The organism is Clostridium estertheticum, from assembly GCF_011065935.2.
Classification (GTDB): domain Bacteria; phylum Bacillota; class Clostridia; order Clostridiales; family Clostridiaceae; genus Clostridium_AD; species Clostridium_AD estertheticum_A.
Window position 1 is genome coordinate 4,068,233 of record NZ_JAAMNH020000001.1, and the last position, 16,709, is coordinate 4,084,941.

The 16,709-nt window shown below is 30.1% G+C and carries 23 protein-coding genes and 2 pseudogenes; 1 reads left to right on the forward strand and 24 read right to left on the reverse strand.

The window, feature by feature from the left end; translation table 11 throughout:
* Positions 1–46 precede the first annotated feature (46 nt).
* From G9F72_RS19350 to G9F72_RS19425, 18 genes and pseudogenes are all read right to left on the reverse strand, one after another.
* Entirely contained in the window at positions 47–1,423 is a 1,377-nt protein-coding gene (locus G9F72_RS19350; protein ID WP_164958360.1) for a competence protein CoiA, read from the reverse strand.
* Between the two features lie 1,220 nt (positions 1,424–2,643).
* On the reverse strand, positions 2,644–2,850 hold the full coding sequence (locus tag G9F72_RS19355) for a hypothetical protein (protein WP_164958361.1): 207 nt from the start codon (positions 2,848–2,850) through the stop codon (positions 2,644–2,646).
* 39 nt (positions 2,851–2,889) lie between these two features.
* Positions 2,890–3,765, reverse strand: coding sequence for a hypothetical protein (locus G9F72_RS19360; protein WP_164958362.1), 876 nt, complete (start codon positions 3,763–3,765; stop codon positions 2,890–2,892).
* Positions 3,755–3,922 carry a hypothetical protein gene (locus tag G9F72_RS19365; protein WP_224676179.1) on the reverse strand — a complete coding sequence of 56 codons (168 nt, stop codon included), beginning with the start codon at positions 3,920–3,922 and terminating at the stop codon, positions 3,755–3,757. The genes G9F72_RS19360 and G9F72_RS19365 overlap by 11 nt, the downstream gene beginning before the upstream one ends.
* A complete protein-coding gene (locus G9F72_RS27180; RefSeq protein WP_263486988.1) occupies positions 3,891–4,019 on the reverse strand; it encodes a hypothetical protein in 129 nt (42 codons plus the stop codon). The genes G9F72_RS19365 and G9F72_RS27180 overlap by 32 nt, the downstream gene beginning before the upstream one ends.
* A 141-nt stretch (positions 4,020–4,160) precedes the next feature.
* Positions 4,161–4,775 carry a hypothetical protein gene (locus G9F72_RS19370; protein ID WP_164958363.1) on the reverse strand — a complete coding sequence of 205 codons (615 nt, stop codon included), beginning with the start codon at positions 4,773–4,775 and terminating at the stop codon, positions 4,161–4,163.
* A 318-nt stretch (positions 4,776–5,093) separates the two neighbouring features.
* Positions 5,094–5,306: a DUF6602 domain-containing protein gene (locus G9F72_RS19375; RefSeq protein WP_164958364.1), complete on the reverse strand. Its 213-nt coding sequence runs from the start codon at positions 5,304–5,306 to the stop codon at positions 5,094–5,096.
* A gap of 101 nt (positions 5,307–5,407) precedes the next feature.
* Entirely contained in the window at positions 5,408–5,563 is a 156-nt protein-coding gene (locus G9F72_RS19380; RefSeq protein WP_164958365.1) for a hypothetical protein, read from the reverse strand.
* A 554-nt stretch (positions 5,564–6,117) separates the two neighbouring features.
* Complete coding sequence (locus G9F72_RS19385) at positions 6,118–6,273, reverse strand: hypothetical protein (RefSeq protein ID WP_164958366.1); 156 nt, start codon at positions 6,271–6,273, stop codon at positions 6,118–6,120.
* A gap of 84 nt (positions 6,274–6,357) precedes the next feature.
* Complete coding sequence (locus G9F72_RS27185; RefSeq protein WP_263486989.1) at positions 6,358–6,483, reverse strand: hypothetical protein; 126 nt, start codon at positions 6,481–6,483, stop codon at positions 6,358–6,360.
* Positions 6,484–6,530: 47 nt separating this feature from the next.
* Positions 6,531–8,219 (reverse strand): hypothetical protein, encoded by a 1,689-nt coding sequence (locus G9F72_RS19390; protein ID WP_164958367.1) that lies wholly within the window; start codon positions 8,217–8,219, stop codon positions 6,531–6,533.
* A gap of 12 nt (positions 8,220–8,231) precedes the next feature.
* Positions 8,232–9,056: a YcjF family protein gene (locus G9F72_RS19395; protein ID WP_187356081.1), complete on the reverse strand. Its 825-nt coding sequence runs from the start codon at positions 9,054–9,056 to the stop codon at positions 8,232–8,234.
* Between the two features lie 591 nt (positions 9,057–9,647).
* Positions 9,648–9,842: pseudogene (locus tag G9F72_RS19400) on the reverse strand (DUF255 domain-containing protein); the annotation flags it as partial.
* Between the two features lie 191 nt (positions 9,843–10,033).
* A complete protein-coding gene (locus tag G9F72_RS19405; protein WP_164958369.1) occupies positions 10,034–10,537 on the reverse strand; it encodes a hypothetical protein in 504 nt (167 codons plus the stop codon).
* A gap of 177 nt (positions 10,538–10,714) precedes the next feature.
* Entirely contained in the window at positions 10,715–11,146 is a 432-nt protein-coding gene (locus G9F72_RS19410; protein ID WP_164958370.1) for a hypothetical protein, read from the reverse strand.
* 45 nt (positions 11,147–11,191) lie between these two features.
* Complete coding sequence (locus G9F72_RS19415) at positions 11,192–11,554, reverse strand: hypothetical protein (RefSeq protein WP_164958371.1); 363 nt, start codon at positions 11,552–11,554, stop codon at positions 11,192–11,194.
* A 268-nt stretch (positions 11,555–11,822) separates the two neighbouring features.
* Positions 11,823–12,020, reverse strand: a complete 198-nt coding sequence (locus G9F72_RS19420; protein ID WP_411955940.1) for a DUF255 domain-containing protein — start codon at positions 12,018–12,020, stop codon at positions 11,823–11,825.
* Between the two features lie 192 nt (positions 12,021–12,212).
* A complete protein-coding gene (locus tag G9F72_RS19425) occupies positions 12,213–12,557 on the reverse strand; it encodes a winged helix-turn-helix transcriptional regulator (RefSeq protein WP_164958372.1) in 345 nt (114 codons plus the stop codon).
* Positions 12,558–12,615: 58 nt separating this feature from the next.
* On the opposite strand from G9F72_RS19425, the gene G9F72_RS19430 reads away from it, so the two are divergent.
* Positions 12,616–13,323 carry an NAD(P)-dependent oxidoreductase gene (locus G9F72_RS19430; protein WP_224676180.1) on the forward strand — a complete coding sequence of 236 codons (708 nt, stop codon included), beginning with the start codon at positions 12,616–12,618 and terminating at the stop codon, positions 13,321–13,323.
* 115 nt (positions 13,324–13,438) lie between these two features.
* Here the strand turns inward: G9F72_RS19430 and G9F72_RS19435 are convergent, their stop codons facing one another.
* From G9F72_RS19435 to G9F72_RS19460, 6 genes and pseudogenes are all read right to left on the reverse strand, one after another.
* Positions 13,439–14,083 (reverse strand): alanyl-tRNA editing protein, encoded by a 645-nt coding sequence (locus tag G9F72_RS19435; RefSeq protein ID WP_164958374.1) that lies wholly within the window; start codon positions 14,081–14,083, stop codon positions 13,439–13,441.
* A gap of 90 nt (positions 14,084–14,173) precedes the next feature.
* Complete coding sequence (locus G9F72_RS19440; protein WP_164958375.1) at positions 14,174–14,503, reverse strand: hypothetical protein; 330 nt, start codon at positions 14,501–14,503, stop codon at positions 14,174–14,176.
* A gap of 297 nt (positions 14,504–14,800) precedes the next feature.
* Positions 14,801–14,998, reverse strand: a pseudogene (locus G9F72_RS19445) (DUF255 domain-containing protein); the annotation flags it as partial.
* Between the two features lie 162 nt (positions 14,999–15,160).
* Positions 15,161–15,382: a DUF4926 domain-containing protein gene (locus tag G9F72_RS19450; RefSeq protein WP_164958376.1), complete on the reverse strand. Its 222-nt coding sequence runs from the start codon at positions 15,380–15,382 to the stop codon at positions 15,161–15,163.
* 90 nt (positions 15,383–15,472) lie between these two features.
* A complete protein-coding gene (locus tag G9F72_RS19455) occupies positions 15,473–15,853 on the reverse strand; it encodes a hypothetical protein (protein WP_224676181.1) in 381 nt (126 codons plus the stop codon).
* A gap of 92 nt (positions 15,854–15,945) precedes the next feature.
* Positions 15,946–16,452: a Csac_0668 family 2Fe-2S cluster-binding (seleno)protein gene (locus G9F72_RS19460; protein WP_318010959.1), complete on the reverse strand. Its 507-nt coding sequence runs from the start codon at positions 16,450–16,452 to the stop codon at positions 15,946–15,948.
* Positions 16,453–16,709: the final 257 nt, after the last annotated feature.

Sequence of the window (16,709 nt, forward strand, 5' to 3'; positions counted from 1 at the left end):
TTAACAAAAGTGCTTCTTTAGTCCATAAGAGTAGCTTCTATCTTACCTATTTTCTATTGTCTATCCTTACATCTGTAATTGTATTACAATCCGGATAATTTTTACATATCCAATAATGTCTAAAGTTAGCCTTTGAGTATTTAAACTTCATTTCAAATCTACAGCTTGGACAGTTTAAAGTTTCAACACGCTTTGTATACCCACAAGAGCAATACAATATTGGATATGAGAATTGCCTCTTAATGCGTAAAGATGAATTACAATTTGGACATCTTTCTTTATATTCAATATACCTATCTCGTTTATAATCACTAAATTCATTTACTTTCACAGTATCTTCAAGAAGAAAAGATACATCGGCGTCAAGCTTGCTTATAGTTATATTTTCAATAGGAAATTCACTATAATATTCTCTATAATAATCATTTTTAATAAAATATGCTCCTTCTTTTTCTTCTAAATAGTACCCACAACTTTCATACCCATAACCTTCATATCCTCTGTAACAACAGTAACTATTCTTGTCTACCTTATACATACCATTTACCCAAAATAAATTTACCCCTGCCTTTTCGCAATGTAACTTTATATTTAACATATAATCATCTATTGAATATTCTGGATGCATATCATGATAGTATCGATAAAGTAGATTTATTGCAAACTTAGTACCACTTTTACTAATTATTAAAATATCAACTGTCTCATTACTATCTATTTTGCTATCTACAGTAACCTCTGAATTATAATATCTAGTCCTTAAAGCATTATATAGTACTACCTTATCTTTTTTATAAGCTTCTGCAGCAATTCTTATTAGATTTACATCATATATACTATAAGATTTATTTTTCGTTCTTATTGAAATTGAATTAAGGTTAATATCATCTATAAATATACTTTCATCAATAGTAAGTTTGAATACCCTGCTCCCTTCCGAAGTTGAGAAACTTACTGAGCTACTGTACTCATAACCCATAAGCCAAAAATCTAGCACTCCAGACTTTAGGTATAGACTCCTTCTTTCAAATAATTCCGCTATAGTTATCCTAGAAAGTTGAACTTCAAAAGCCCACCTCTCTCCATCTGGATGTATAATCATAACATCAGAGCGTTGTTGCGTCTCTTCAACTTTATACTCTAGATAAACATTTGAATTGGGATAAAGCAATTCAAGCTTCTCCTTTATTTCAACTTTAGATCTCATGTGGTCAGCAGATTCATTCTCCCAATAAACATTTGGACATTCACATTTGTAGTGCGCAAAATGAGCTATTTTTACTCTCCCACTTTTAAAAATCACAGGGTTATTGCATTCTTGACATACCAATGCTTTGTCTTTAGATAGTTTCTTTAAATAATCTCTATTACATATATAAGAATAAACTATTTCATTATTAAATAAAATTTTAGCAACTAGCATAACTGATCGCCCCTTCAGTTAAATAATAACAATTTAAATAGGAAGATGCTAGTATTATTATATTTCACTAACGTTATGGTAGCAGAAGGTTGGGATAGAAAGAAAGCAACTGACCAAGCAGATGCCTTTTCATAGTGACTTAAAATTACTAATATCAACCCCAGAATTTAATACTAGTCCAATATTACCTTATTTGCCCATTGAACCACACGAGCAATATCTAAAGGCTAAAAAAGGGCAGAGTTTCCCTTTTTTATCTTTCTTCAATCTCATCTTTTTTGTTTTTTGTATATTATTTTTTGTCGCTTCGCTAATGTATTTATTTATTGTTCTTTCAACTTTAAGTCACAATATTTTTTTCTCCCCCTAACCCCCATAAAGTATATTTACCCATTTATTCCCCGATGGTAAATTTATTTTCAATTTGCATATATCCGTATGGTACTTTAACTTTTCAGTTGCTATAGGTAACAAAAACAAATGCTGTATACTTAGATATTTAATAACCTTAATAAATTGTATATGTATTATCTATCTGCTCAATATGACTAAGTCCTTGAATTTTGACTGCCTCACTATTGAGAATATTAATAAAAAATAATTTAAAAAGAGCATAAAAAGGCTTATCTGTGTAAAATTTTCAATCCATCTCCCTAAATTCCCGCCTACGCTGGCCACCAATACATCTAAAACAATCGGCCCATCCAAAATAACAATACTAGTTTTTGAATGCGTATATGAAACTCATCATTAAAGTAAAAGCCTCTGATACATTACTCTCAGAGGTTTTTGACTATTCTTTAATTTTATAAAAACAACCTTATTACACCTTTTGTAAACTAGTGCTTACTTACCAATCCTTCACAACAATTAATAGCTTCAACTAACGACATTTTACTAAAATCCTCATGCATTTCTTCTCTTTCGTAAGATTGTTCAGTCTTCTTATATTTGTTTAATACCGTTAATATCAATTCCAGCTACATATATTCCATAAAATGTGCTTCCCTTATAGGTAACAAATAGTTCTGTGCATCCGTCTCCGTATACCCTTAGGCTCCGCGATACCTATTGTGGGTGTAGTCTTATCTGCTTGGAATATCATATAACCTACTCACACAAGAGCGTTTAGCTCACTTACATTAAAAGAGTGCAGACGTCGACTAACAGCGTGCTGCATAAACTATATATTTAATCGACGTGGCCTCTTTATTATGATTCTACTCCTCTTCTGTTAAGATAAATCCAGTTTTCTTATCTAAATTAAACATAACAGGTTTATTAGATACTATGCCCTGAAAGACATAAAAAGCATTGTTGTTTTTCAAAAACGAAACATTCGATGCCCCTTCAACTCTCTCGATTTTAGCGCACATTGCTACAATTTCCAATTCAGTTAATTCGCGTTCTTGTGAAAACATTGCCATTATAACCAACTCCAATTCATTAATTTTAACTTTAACCAATTATAAATTAAAATCTTTCTTTAAATCTTCAAAGGTCTTTGAATTTTTAAACTCTTCTAGCTTATCCTTCACTCTATTATTAATTATCTCTTTCTGACTATCACTTGTTTCTAATACAGCCTTCTTTGCATTATTCAATATTTCTACTAATTCATTAATGCAAACACTTTCGATTATCTGATTTTCTGCGCTTATCACTCCTGTACCATTAATTATTTCCGTGTTTATCCATTTTTCATTCTGGCCTTTGTTATAAAGTGTGAACAAAATTATACCCATCATATTAGTTATAGTAGCATAGGTCTTTAATTCTTTATTAAAAAAGGTATAACTTACTATACCTCTATGAAAAGTTGTATGTGGCCTTGTTTCTACCAATTCATTAGTTATATTTTTAATATCCTCAAAAAAGAAGATATGATGTTCTATTCCATTGGCCGTAGACTGATTTTTTAATAGATAATTTCTCATTTCTTTTTCACTTGCAATTAAACAATCTAGGGTCTCTGTATCTAACCCTAATTCCTGAGAATGCTCAACAAAATCAAGTATATCTAAATATAGACTTCGCCAACTTACTGATGTCAAAAAATAATAAATATTACTATCATAATTAAATTCTTTAATATTATCTTTCATGTACGGATGAAAGAATGTATTTGCAAATTTGGTTTCATAAATGCTGAATAAATCCTCACAATCTCCACAAAGTAAATAGTGCTTTTCTCCATCCTGCACAACTTTATTAGGATTTTGCATATTCCTTATTGCTACCACAGAAGTCTTTTTCAAATATCTGATAACAAATTTAGGAACTATATGACTTAATTCCAATTTTTTCGCTTGCCTGCATAATGCACATGGACTACCTACCACAAAATCTCCCCCCTTTCTCTTTTTGCTTTAAGATATCATCAGTAAAAACTACTAAATTACTTTGAACAAACATTCCATATATCATTAATGATTTATCTATTGCTCTCCAGTATATAAATATTATATTACAATCCCCATCCCCATAAGGATTTACCATAAGATAAAATATGATTCTTTATCCCCTTGACCAGATAATAGTCAGTTTCTTTATCAACTAAATCACCTACTGATGCCTCTTTAAAATTACTTTTCACTCTATTGTTGATAATAGAATGGTTTATTTTCATTTATAGGATCAATTAACGCATATACGTAATATCTCATAAATTAAAAACCACGATTTTCATATTGTTTAACTTGAATTAGAAAATATAATACTAATTTTATTCCCAATCTTATATTTTTTTACCATGTTTAAAAATATTGTCCATATAGTTACTACCTCTTATTATTTTATTTATACTACGCATATTATTGGGTTTAACTATCTTATCTTTTAAATTTCTAAGTTTATTCTTATATATACACAAAAGGTCTTCAATTTCGTATGCCTTTAAACTAAATAATTCTTTTGGAATATTATTTATACTTATAGTTTTACTTTTTCCCATTATTCCTATTGCCCTTGCTCCTTTTAAAGTACCAGCATGTAAATATACTTCATCTGGGTAAATATTAAAAAATGAACCTATTCTTAAAGATGTATCATAAACTGCTAATTCTCCAAAACCTTTTTCTGATGATTCCTCTACTATATTAATAATTTCATTAAAATTCGAACATAATTTAATCTCATTAACCCTTGCTAATATCTTATCTTTAACTGAGTTCATCATTTGATTGTTTAATCTTCTTTGATGAGAATGCTTTACCCCGTTCGGTAATCTAGCTAATGTAGCACATACAATTACATCATTTATATTTCCTAACTTCTTATAACATTTAAGATAATTGTTTAAGTTTATTTTCCCATTCTTTTCATATTCTTTAACAAGCATTCTAATATTCATACTTCTCCCCCAAAAATATTATTTAAAGTAACAATCACCTAATAATACCATTATTATACTTATAATCAATTTATTCTACAACACATATATTTTTTCTTTTTCAACTAATATTTCTTGCATGTATAACATAAATAAAAATTCTTGTATTGTCAATTTATAAATTCTATTCAAGTCTTTGAATTTTCAGCTTCAACTGCATCAATTTGTTTAAAAAATCGCCTGTTATATATGATTTTTTTTCTGGACTCCTTAAAATATGCAAAATAAAAGTTATACTCAACACATTTATTTCATGCATTAAGATAACCTGTTGTAAAACTATATCAACTTGCTTACTTTTTTAGTTTTATTGAATACTACACCTTTACATAATCCATACTTTTCTGGCAAGATGTTTGATAACGATTTTATCAATATATCTTCTCTTGAGCTACCTTCACTTGCTCTATGATTTAATAAATGACATCTTTCAGACTCTGAAAATATTCTTTCACTTTCTTTTTTAAAATATTCTTCTTCGACTAACATCATATTATTTATCCTTTCAAAGCTTTATAGATATATCATCATATAGTCCTTTAATATTTGTGGGTTTATCTAAATATAAAACTCCGAGATTATACCTCAGAGCTTCATTTACTATTCTTTAATTTTATAAATACTACTTCACTGCAGTTCTTACATACTAAAATTAGAGTATCATCATCACAGGCTTTAAATTCATATCTTTCAATTGACTTATCGTTATTTATATCTTCTACGTTACCACATTTACAAAGTAATTTCATGTTACTCCCCCTGACATCATAATTACTTAATATTATAACATAAGTTGGGGTTAGTTCACTGCATCTGCACGCAGTTTGGCGGAAAATTATCAAGATACTAAAAATGAAATTATACCCTGATTGGTTAATCCTTTAATTAATTCAACTACTGTATCGGCAATATCTACAGTGGTATTATCTACATCGAGTTAGTTACATACACATATGTGTGTTTTGAGCCTTTTCATTGGCGGAATTAGCATCTTGATGTAGTTGGCCTCTGTTTGATAATTGTTTAAACTGTCTTGTTCGCCATGTTGTGCCTGATAGATCAGACCCTTTGGAGAATGCCTCAGTACCCCTTGACTATTTCATTGACTTACTTATAGAATTTCTACTTTAGCAAAATTATAGTTTATAAATATACATATACTTATCCTTAACTCTGTAAAATTCAGCTTTCTTTAGTATCCTTACATTAGTGCAATTTTGATTTTTTACCTTTGAAATATTAGAAATACTTTAATGAACTACATTAATAAAGCTATAAATTTAATTCATCTTTTACTAGGTTACTACTTCTTAACCTTCTTATATTTCCCACACTCATCTTTAATTAGATATCCTTGTTTGGTTAGGTAATCTAGATATGCCTTTCGCTTAAATGGGTCAGTGGTATTTGAAACTGCTTCAAAAATTCTTTCATTACTTCTACCACGTACCCAGTCCATTGCCTCATCATTTCTCTCCTGTTTTCTTTTACCTAATTCATTAAGGCTTGCAGTTTTATTAATTATATTACTATTCTTAACTTCTCATATAAGCCTATTATCACTTTTACCTTTTGCAGATTCAGCTGCAACATTATATTCATCTATTCTAAACTTAACCTCTTCGATCACAAATCTACCAATGCCTATTAGTACTTCTTTAAATCTCATTCTGTAGACTCCTCTATAAAAAAGTAATTCATATTAAATTTAAAACATTATATACCAAGTGTACTTGCAATATACTTATAAGCATCCTCTATATCATTTAAGTCTTTCTCAATCAGTACATCTAGCTCATTTGAAATATATTCCTGTCTCTTATTCGCATTAACTTTGAACAAGTCAATTTTATCAATAAGATATACAACAAGAGCCATAGACAGACCTGTAACAATACCTAGCACTACGGTAGCTATAATATCTGAAAACATTCCTATTATCGGAATTGACATCAATGATTTTTGAAGTACTTCTTCTATTGCTATTCCTCCAGTAATTATCAACCCCGATGCGATTAATTTAGAAACCTCGTGAGCAACCTCTTCTATAGACATATTTTCTGGATGTATAAACAACATCTTTAATGCTTTTAATAACGAATAAAAACCTTCTCTTATCATTCTAACAACTCTTTTACTTGTAGTAAAAAACACATTAACAATTACTGTTATCAAGTTTGAAAAAAGTCCACTTATGGCCCCACTTCCAAACCCAGCTACTACATCCTTCCACTTTAACATAACTCTATTAGCAATTCTCTCTAGCCTTTGCTTCAAATCTTGGATAAATTCATTATTAATTTTAATATCTTTTCTCTTTGAAAATATATCTTCAATTTCAGCAAATACTGCAAGTGAAAATTCTCTTAACATAATTCCTATAGACTGTTTAAATGCCATTTTCAAGCCTTCTTTTGCACTTGTTTTCCCTACATTAGAAACAAACTCTTTACTTGAATAATATTCAGTATTTACTTTCTTTTCAATAGCTTTTCTTGCGTTTTCCTCTAGTTTCCGCACATTTTCTTCATTTTCTACAATAGCATTTTTTTGTTCAAGTAACTTTTTATCTTTCTGATTCCTAGGTGACAATGGCTCAGTTTTATTATTCAAATAATTAAGCATATTTTGTCTTGCCTCTGGATTTTTAAGACTCTTCATCCTATCTAAATATTTACTCGGACTATCTGCGTTAATAGAACAATTTAGTTGACCATTTATATAACAAAGATTGCTATCATCATTTGCTATTTGAGATCCATCAGCTCTGGACAATGATACTGCTGGATCTTTACTAATATCGCTAGCAGAAATAATGTGCTCAATTGACACTATATCATCACTTTCAATCTCTAATCTTGTATACTCATCTATTATAGTTTGATTAGTATTTATAAGGTTTTGTATGTTTTTTCTGTGGTTCCTATAGTTCTCGTTACCATCATGATAATCTCTGCATTTATATTCACCTCTATCTTCATATCTCTTCTTATTTTCATCAGTAGCATATACCCCTTCACGCACATTATGAATTGTATCTACATTTCCACCCACTTTATCTGCAAATATAATTCCTGCAAGTCCAAAAGGTCTAATAATTGAATCCATTACAGACTTTTTGCAATCGTTAACCAACAAGTTAAGCCTTTCGTAGTCATATTTACCGTTAAGTATATTTAATAATTCCTTAATTTCTTTATCATTTACTATAGGATTAAGTTCAAAAGTATACCTTTCTTTTGAATCATATAAAAAGTTATCAATTACTTGATTTTCACTTTCAGAGTTTAGAAATTTATTAACCAATTCAACTTTAGGTACTATGTATAAATTAGGTCCTGGAATTTCTTTTTTCACAATATTTTTTTTAATACGTGTAAGTCTATCATTCAATTCTTTCGACATGATTTACTCCTCCTAAGCAGTTTTATATCTTTCATTCCAAGCAGTTCTAAATGCATCTTTCTGTTCCATATCTGTCTCATCGATGGACAATATAGCATCAACTACATCATCAAATATATACCAATGTATTTTTTCTACGGTATTGATTATTTTCATGGCATCTTTGAAGGTAGGCGTTTTAAGAAAGAGCTTTGATATATCTACTTTAATTCTATTTGGTAGTAAATTATACCCCAATCCTACAGTAAGCAGTTCAATTGTTTCCTTAGCCTCTTTACTTATTTCACCTTCAATATTTGCAGCAGCAATTCCTATAGCAAAAGCGCCCATTACAAAACTTTCTAACTGCTCATATTGTTTCAATCCTTCGCAGGACTTTGCAAACTTTTCACACAACTCTTTAAGTTTTATATCAAATTCAAGTTTAGCTTCTTGACGTCCTTCTTCTTTTATAGAGTTGTATTTCTTAGCGTCTTCATCAGATATATTTTCAAAATATTTTACTGCCGACCACCCTGCCGCCTCAGTAATAATTGCAGCAGTTGATGCATTTATTGTATTACCCCAGACTGGTATCCATCCGAAAAGCACTTGCGATATTCCTCTTCCAATTGCACCTGCTACAACAGTACTTAATATTCCAGCTGCAGCACTTTTTGTTAGTTTAACTTCCAAAACGGCACCAAGAGATATAACCATACTAACTTGTATTGGTGTTATAATTGCATTATCAGAAAGCGGTATTTGTGCTAATCCAGCTCCAACTGCAGCAGTTGATGCAGTTGCACCATGAATTATTGAATGACATTTTACCCTTTGTTCGTTAGTTAAAATCATTTTAATACTCTCCTTTACTCTTATATATTTTTTAATTCAAATACAATTTCCTTATTTATTTCAAAATAGGGCTTGTCTTAATATTCACATCACTATTCCCTCAAAGCAAACACCTTCCTATCTCCGTCTTTAAATAATCATTGTATATAGAATTAATCGTTCATCTTATATTTACGTGTTCTAATAAAAACTATTCCATCTCAACGTATAATTTAATGAGACCATTAGCATTTATCTTATGTTATTTCAACATATAACTATTCTTTTCCTGCTGACTTTGTAAAAATAGATAAATACTACTTCATTAAATTACTTGTATACTTACTAAAAGTAAAAGCCAGTCAGGGTGATTTAGCATCCTAATCGGCTCCTACTTTCTCTATTCAATTACAACTTAAGTAGCATACAACAAAAAATAAGTTATAATCCACTGAGTTCAACTCATTTAATACTATGTAATATATTCCACTGTAAATCAGTGGAATATTAAACATCTTAAGTGAAAAACTAGTAAAAAAAAATTATGACATGAATTTATTATTTGCTTAAACCTAGTGTTTTCAAGCGATTTAAGCGGGTCTAGTTTTCATTATGCCACCAATGACAAGTAGAATAGCCGATTGAAAGGAATATTGGTTTATCTTCTGCTTTTCCTTTAGCAAAGGCTTCTTCAGACCAAGGATTCCAATCTACTGGGTTATATGCATGTTGCAGAAGGTATGGAGACTTTTCATTAATTAGTTTGTTAGGCTTTCTGTTTTCTTTAATAGTATTGGGTTTAGTCATAGCTACAACAACTCCTATCGAATATGTATTAGAAATATTATGCCCAAGGTAACTACTTTGAGTCCCTAAAAATAAAGAATCATCATTTTATCCAAGTGGTTTGATTTTGTGTTGTAAATCTATATTAATACAAAACCACATGTGTCGTCCGATATGAATATTACGTACTTAAATTTTGTAGTTTGAAATCATTATTTCTTCTTCCACTTTTCATCTTCATACCAAGCTTTCCCACTATACTCATCCCATTGAGCAATTGATTTAGAATATGAAAGAGTAAGGTAGTAGCTACCAGCACCACCATCAATATCAAAGCAAATCTGATATTTTTTATCTTCATTCATCGGCAATTCTTCCATACTTGAAATGTAGCAATAACTACACAAGGTATTGTTTAAAATAGCATTATATTCATCAGGATTTGCGATTTTAGCTTCTACAGATTCAATTAAGACATTGTTAGAATCGTAGACTTTATAAGCATTAAAAACAATTTTCACTATGTTAAAATGTTCAAAAATAATTTCAGCATCTTTAATACACATATCTTTATCAAAACTATTTTGTGAGTTCTCTTTAGTTGCGTTGACCGCAGACAATTGCCATATCATATTTCCATTACCGAAAGCTATCTTTTCTATCTCAGCATCATGGTATTCAAAATGATTTAATTCATCAATCGTTATATATTTCAAACAGTTACCACTCCTTCTTAAACCATAATATTTATAATCCTTTATTTAGCAATAGATTACAAGTTACAGCAACTACCCACTATTAATAACCACATTTTATTTGATATAGATTTACTACTTGTGTCGTCCGTTAAGAAGATGACAAAGCAACTTTTTGCTTAAGAAACAAGAAAAGAATCAGAGTTTATGTACATTTTCAGTAATAAAATCCTTATAGAGGGATTTACAAAATGTCTCTATTGCAGTTTGGTCTGTTGTAAATATAAAAGTTAAACTATGTTCCGCAGATTTTCCATATATTGTTCCTAATATTGTAATATGACCTGTTTTATCCAAACAAAATTGTATATTAGAGCCATAACAAATATCATTTAGTTCTACCTGTCTCAACTTAAAATCATATAAATCTTTTATTTCCTTAACAAACCGAATGAAATCTTCAATGTTGTATTCAAACTCCGAAACCCCTGCAAAATCTCCTGAAATTACTTTAACACTAAAAATTGTATTATACGGATTCCCATTACTGTAATCTTCATAGGAAACCCTGATACTGCTAATAATTAGTTGCTCACAAGAATTTCCTGTAGTAATAAAGTATGATTTCAAGTTTATCACCTCTCAAAAATTATATTATACTTAATTCGTATTTTTTTACAATTGTTCATCACTCATAGTTTGCGATATATCCTGATTATTAATTTTAGAAAGGTGTTCTAAATACATACAACTTTCCTTATATACCTCACCAGAATGGTCACCATTAAAGTCCATGGATTTATCTATTTCTTCTAAATTATATTCTTTTAAATTGTGCTCTAAATCTGCAACTACAGCAATAAGTCTTAAATCTTCACTTGGAGTCCCTAATAAAATCGCTTTAGAAGAAAAAGTTCCAAAACCACTTTTTTCTGCTAAATATTCTGTTAATATCTCTAATATATCATCCGCATTAAACTTAAACAGCAATGCCTGCTTCTTTTTTTTACTTATGTATTTCCTCTTTTTCTTACTCATGTGTTTCCTCCATTTAATATTGTATTGCAATTACACTTTACGAAACAACTCTTACGAATATCATATCATTATTTTGATAATGCAATATACTTTTATAAATATCTCCAAACACAAAGTTGCTTAAGTTAAATATAATTATATTTAAAAGACATAAAAATAACACCAACAATTATGTTAGTGCTTATATAAAAACTTAAAGTTCAATACAAACTTAGCTTAAGCCATTGCTTTCAATGGTTGTTGTTTTTCATAAATTGCAGTGTTTAGGTCACATGACACCAATGGCATGTAGAATAGCCGATTGAAAGGAATATTGGTTTATCTTCTTCTTTTCTTTTATAAAAGCTTCTTCACACCAGGGATTCCAATTTACTGGATTATATGCATGTTGGAGAAGGTATGGAGACTTTTCATTAATTAATCTATTAGGTTTTCTGCTTTGTTTAATTGTATCTGGGTTAGTCATAGCTACAACAACTCCTATCGAATATGTATTAGAAATATTATGCCCAAGGTAGCTACTTTGAGTCCTAGGAAATAAAGAAGCAACATAACCTTATTACTTATTTAATATTGCCATAGATTTATATAGGGGTTGTTGCGTTATATGAGAAGATTCCGAATTAATTAAGTAATGCTTATGCTCATAATCCTGCGTTTAGACTTTTGATGTTTTATACTTCTCATATTGAATTGCCCATTCTTCTAATGACGACATGACAGGTAAAAATTTTACTCCTATTTCCGTTAAGGAATATTCAACTTTAGGTGGAATCTGTTTATATATCTCACGATGAATCATCTCATATTCTTCTAGACTTCGAAGTTGCTTTGTAAGTGTTGCTTGTGTTAAATTTGGTAGTTTTCGCTTTAGTTCTCCAAAGCGCATCGTCCCTTTACTCAAAAAATAAATAATTACCATATTCCATTTCCCACTAATAATCTTTTGAACTGAAGCAACTGGGCATTCAGTTATATTGCTCTCATTATATTCATTAATCATATGTCATCTCCCAATAGTATCTAGAAAGATACTATGTATTAAATATAATCGTACTTGTATGATGCTATTGTACTATGATAAATTAGAACTGTCAACAAACCACAGCCTATTAAAAAGTGAGGTATATATTATGAAAATTGCGATTTTTGGTGCCAGTGGTGGCATCGGTAAATTTGTTGTAAAACATGCATTAAATAAAGGATATGAGGTAGTTGCCTATGTGCGAAATCCATCGAAACTTAAGCTTTCCGATAAAAATCTGACAATAATCACGGGTGAACTAAATGACTATGAATGTATCGAGAAAGCCATTACTGGCTGTGATGCTGTAATCAGTGCACTGGGTGTTCCTATGAAATTCACTTATGAATCAATGGATTCTTTAGAGGGTCACATAAATATAATCAAGGCTATGAAGGGACTTGGTATTTCTCGCTTAATTGACTGGGCTACTCCGAGTGTGCATTATCCAAAGGACTCACGTTCCTTCATTACCATAATTCCTGGTATTATGGCGGGGTTTGTATTTCCAAAAGCAAAAAAAGAAATTATTGCTATTACCGATGCTATTCAGTCAGCAAATTTAGAATGGACTATTGTTCGTTTTATGGCTCCAAAAGACACATCATACACAGGCAATGTAAAAGTCGGCTTTGGTGACACGAAAATGAGTTTTAACATTTCACGTGAAGATATTGGAGCATTTATGGTAAAACAGGTAGAAAGCTTGGAGTACATGCAGTCCATGCCAATTATAGGCAGTTAATCACAGAATGTCTAGTTAAGATAACTTTAAATTATCTTGACTGGACATTTACTTCGTAATTTTTTACCATTGTGACGTAGTTTACGAAGATTGTGCAATAACCTAAAAGGGATTATTAGGATTGTAGGTATATATCAATTCTCTCCTTACCACTACCCAAATTGTGTCTTTTTAATGATATTAAACCGATTTCTCCTGTCTTCTTTAAATGCGTTCCTCCACAGGAAACTTTTGCAAATCCTTCTATATACCAATATCTTCTTTCGTTTTCTTCATCATCAAAAGCACTTAGTATATCTAAATTTGAGCTTATGATACTATTTGCTTTGCTAATGAGTTCTGGAAATATTTCAGAAATTTTCCCATCCCATAAAAAGTCTATCCTTGCTTTGTCGACAGTAATGTTTGCCCCCATCTTCTCAGGATGGTTGTAATTCTGATATACTAATTCCAAGATGATTTCTGCCGAAAAATGTAGTTTCATTAATCTATATCTCTTTTCCCAATCAATTATAACCTTGACATTTTGATTAAGTATTAAGTTATGATTATGCTCAATAGTATAAAAAATTTCTTTTCCTTCCTTTTTTGCTTCAATGATTTGAAATCCTCCTATGGTTCCTGAATCAGATTGTTGTCCTCCTGAAAAGGCAAAGGCAATTGTTTGGTCAAGAGTAATAATATTGTTATTTACACTCGTTACCTTTGTTTCAAGTTCTGTTAAATAAGGATTTCCCCAAAATAATTTCTTAACACTCATAATATAGCCTCTTTTCTATATGTACTTTAATCCGTAACTTTCTACTATTACGACACAAAATTCTTATTTAATTATACTAAATTAATCGTATTATAAATTTTTATTATACTTTGATATAATTTTAATCATTATAGGAATTAAAACAAAAAGCAGACCAAACCCTAATGCATCTAAATACATATTGTCAAAATATATGCCTATAGTCATAACTACTAAAGGTATTACCATAGAAAGTGCCCCTAATGCGGCTAAATATTTCTTTTTATAGATTATACCCACTAAACCAAGTATTGAAATCGATAAAGCTGCAACCATAATTATAACTCTTGCAATCTCTCCATATTTACCTACCATAAATTTACTAAAACTTATTGTCAGCAAAACTATGAATGCTCCTAAAAATCTTATATTTTTTTTCATATGTTTGCCTCCCTTCATTTGCGTAATATCTTACACCTGCGAAACAACTCTTATGAAGATTATAACATTATCTTACATGATGCTATATCCTTTTATAAATATCTTCATATATAAAGTTACTTTAGTTAATGCTGATTATTTTATAACTATATCAGATAATAACCATAAAAAAACGCACAAAAAATAACACCAACAATTATGTTAGTGTTTATGTAAAAATCAAAAATTTTATACAAACTCAGCTTAAGCCATTGAGTTACAATGGTTTTTCCTTTTTATAAATTGCAGTGTTTAGGTTACATGGCACCAATGACATGTAGAATAGCCGATTGAAAGGAATATTGGTTTATCTTCTTCTTTTGCTTTTATAAAGGCATCTTCTCCCCACGGGTTCCAATTTACTGGGTTATATGCATGTTGCAGAAGGTATGGGGACTTTTCATTAATTAGTTTGTTAGGCTTTCTGTTTTGTTTAATAATGTCGGGTTTAGTCATAGCTACAACAACTCCTATCAAATATGTATTAACAATATTATGCCCAAGGTAACTACTTTAAGTCCCTAAAAACAAAGAAGCAACCTAACTTTATTACTTCTTAATATATGCCAGAAATTTATATAGGGGTTGTTGCGTTATATATGAATATTGTTCAATAAACTATAGCATGTCTTTTATATAAGACTCTGTCTCATTTGACCATATTAAATCTAAATCATCTTTACAAAATGTGCCTAAATATATTGTTATGCCCTTCTTGTCAGAAAATTCAACCTCAACATATTTTGGGTTATATATCTCTAATATCGTGCCTTTCTGACCTTTTACCAATCCACCTTCGGGAAAATTACTTTTTAGAGCCACTACATCAAACAAATCCAATCTCATTAGCCTCCTCAATGTTTCTATGACACAATAAAATACGAGGTTGCAACAATCTCAAAACCATGATTATTGCAACCTTTATGAAGATTATGACTTACTATTTGTAGTTGTTAGTATACCAATTCCACCTAATAATGATAATATTGAACCCAAAATTCTGTACTTTATTATAGATTGTTCCAAATAAATTAAATACGTATTAGTATCCATACTACCTCCATGAGCCTTCATAATATTTGACATTTCATGGTCACCTAAATTTATGCTGCTCATTAGTATTATAAATCCTATGACAAAGACAACGCCAAAGATTAATAACTTACCAATAAATTGACTTATCTTTGAATCCTTCTTAACAGTCATATCTTCTTCATCAACTTCAGGTTTTTCAATTAATTCACACTCACAATCATTACAAATTGCATACCCCTCTTGATACTCACTTTTACAGTTTGGGCATATTAGCATACTTCCCCCCCCTATTTATTTATATTTTAATTCGTCATAGTCTAGAAAGATTCATCATCCCATAAATTGGCTTAATAAACATTTTATAAATATTATGTCTTAGTATAATTTTTAATCTGTAACGCTTTGATAACAGTTTCCTTAATAAAAGGACTGCAACATTTACCTAAAGGATTGTTAATTTCACATTTTCCATTCTTCATTGCTCCTGTAAGCTTATTAATATCTTTTATATTTTTTGCCCCATCATTAAGGACTGCATTAATAATTTGTTCTTCTGTTACTTTATTGCAGTAGCATATATATTTAGGGTTAGCGTCTTTTTTGTACCAAATGGGATATTTAATGTCTTGTTTTTTAAATATTACATTTGCCTCTAAATCATAATAAACAACATCACAATCTTCATTTAAGCAAATACCATAATTCCCCTCCTGTACCTTGCTTACAAGACTATTAAGAACAAAATGTTTAACAGTTATATCTTTAACCTCTTGGACGTGCTCCTTACATACAGGGCATACAGAAACTTGTTCCACTGTACCAGTAGATTTTCTCTTACTTGCTCAACAAGACGTTTTAATATTTGCATTTTGCATTATTTACACCTCCAAATATAAAGATTTATTTATAGTTACAGCACAATAATTAGTTGTGTAAATGTACCAAACAATAACCTTAATCCAGACTTTAACATCAAAACTTCCCCCTCGTATTTAGTTTGTAATTGATTATCATTGTGACGTGTTTATGAAGATTGTGAAGTAACTTTAGTAAATATCATATTCATAGTAATTATCGTTCTTACACATATTAGAACTATTTCTTTATAACAATCTTCATATTGTCTTTTAAA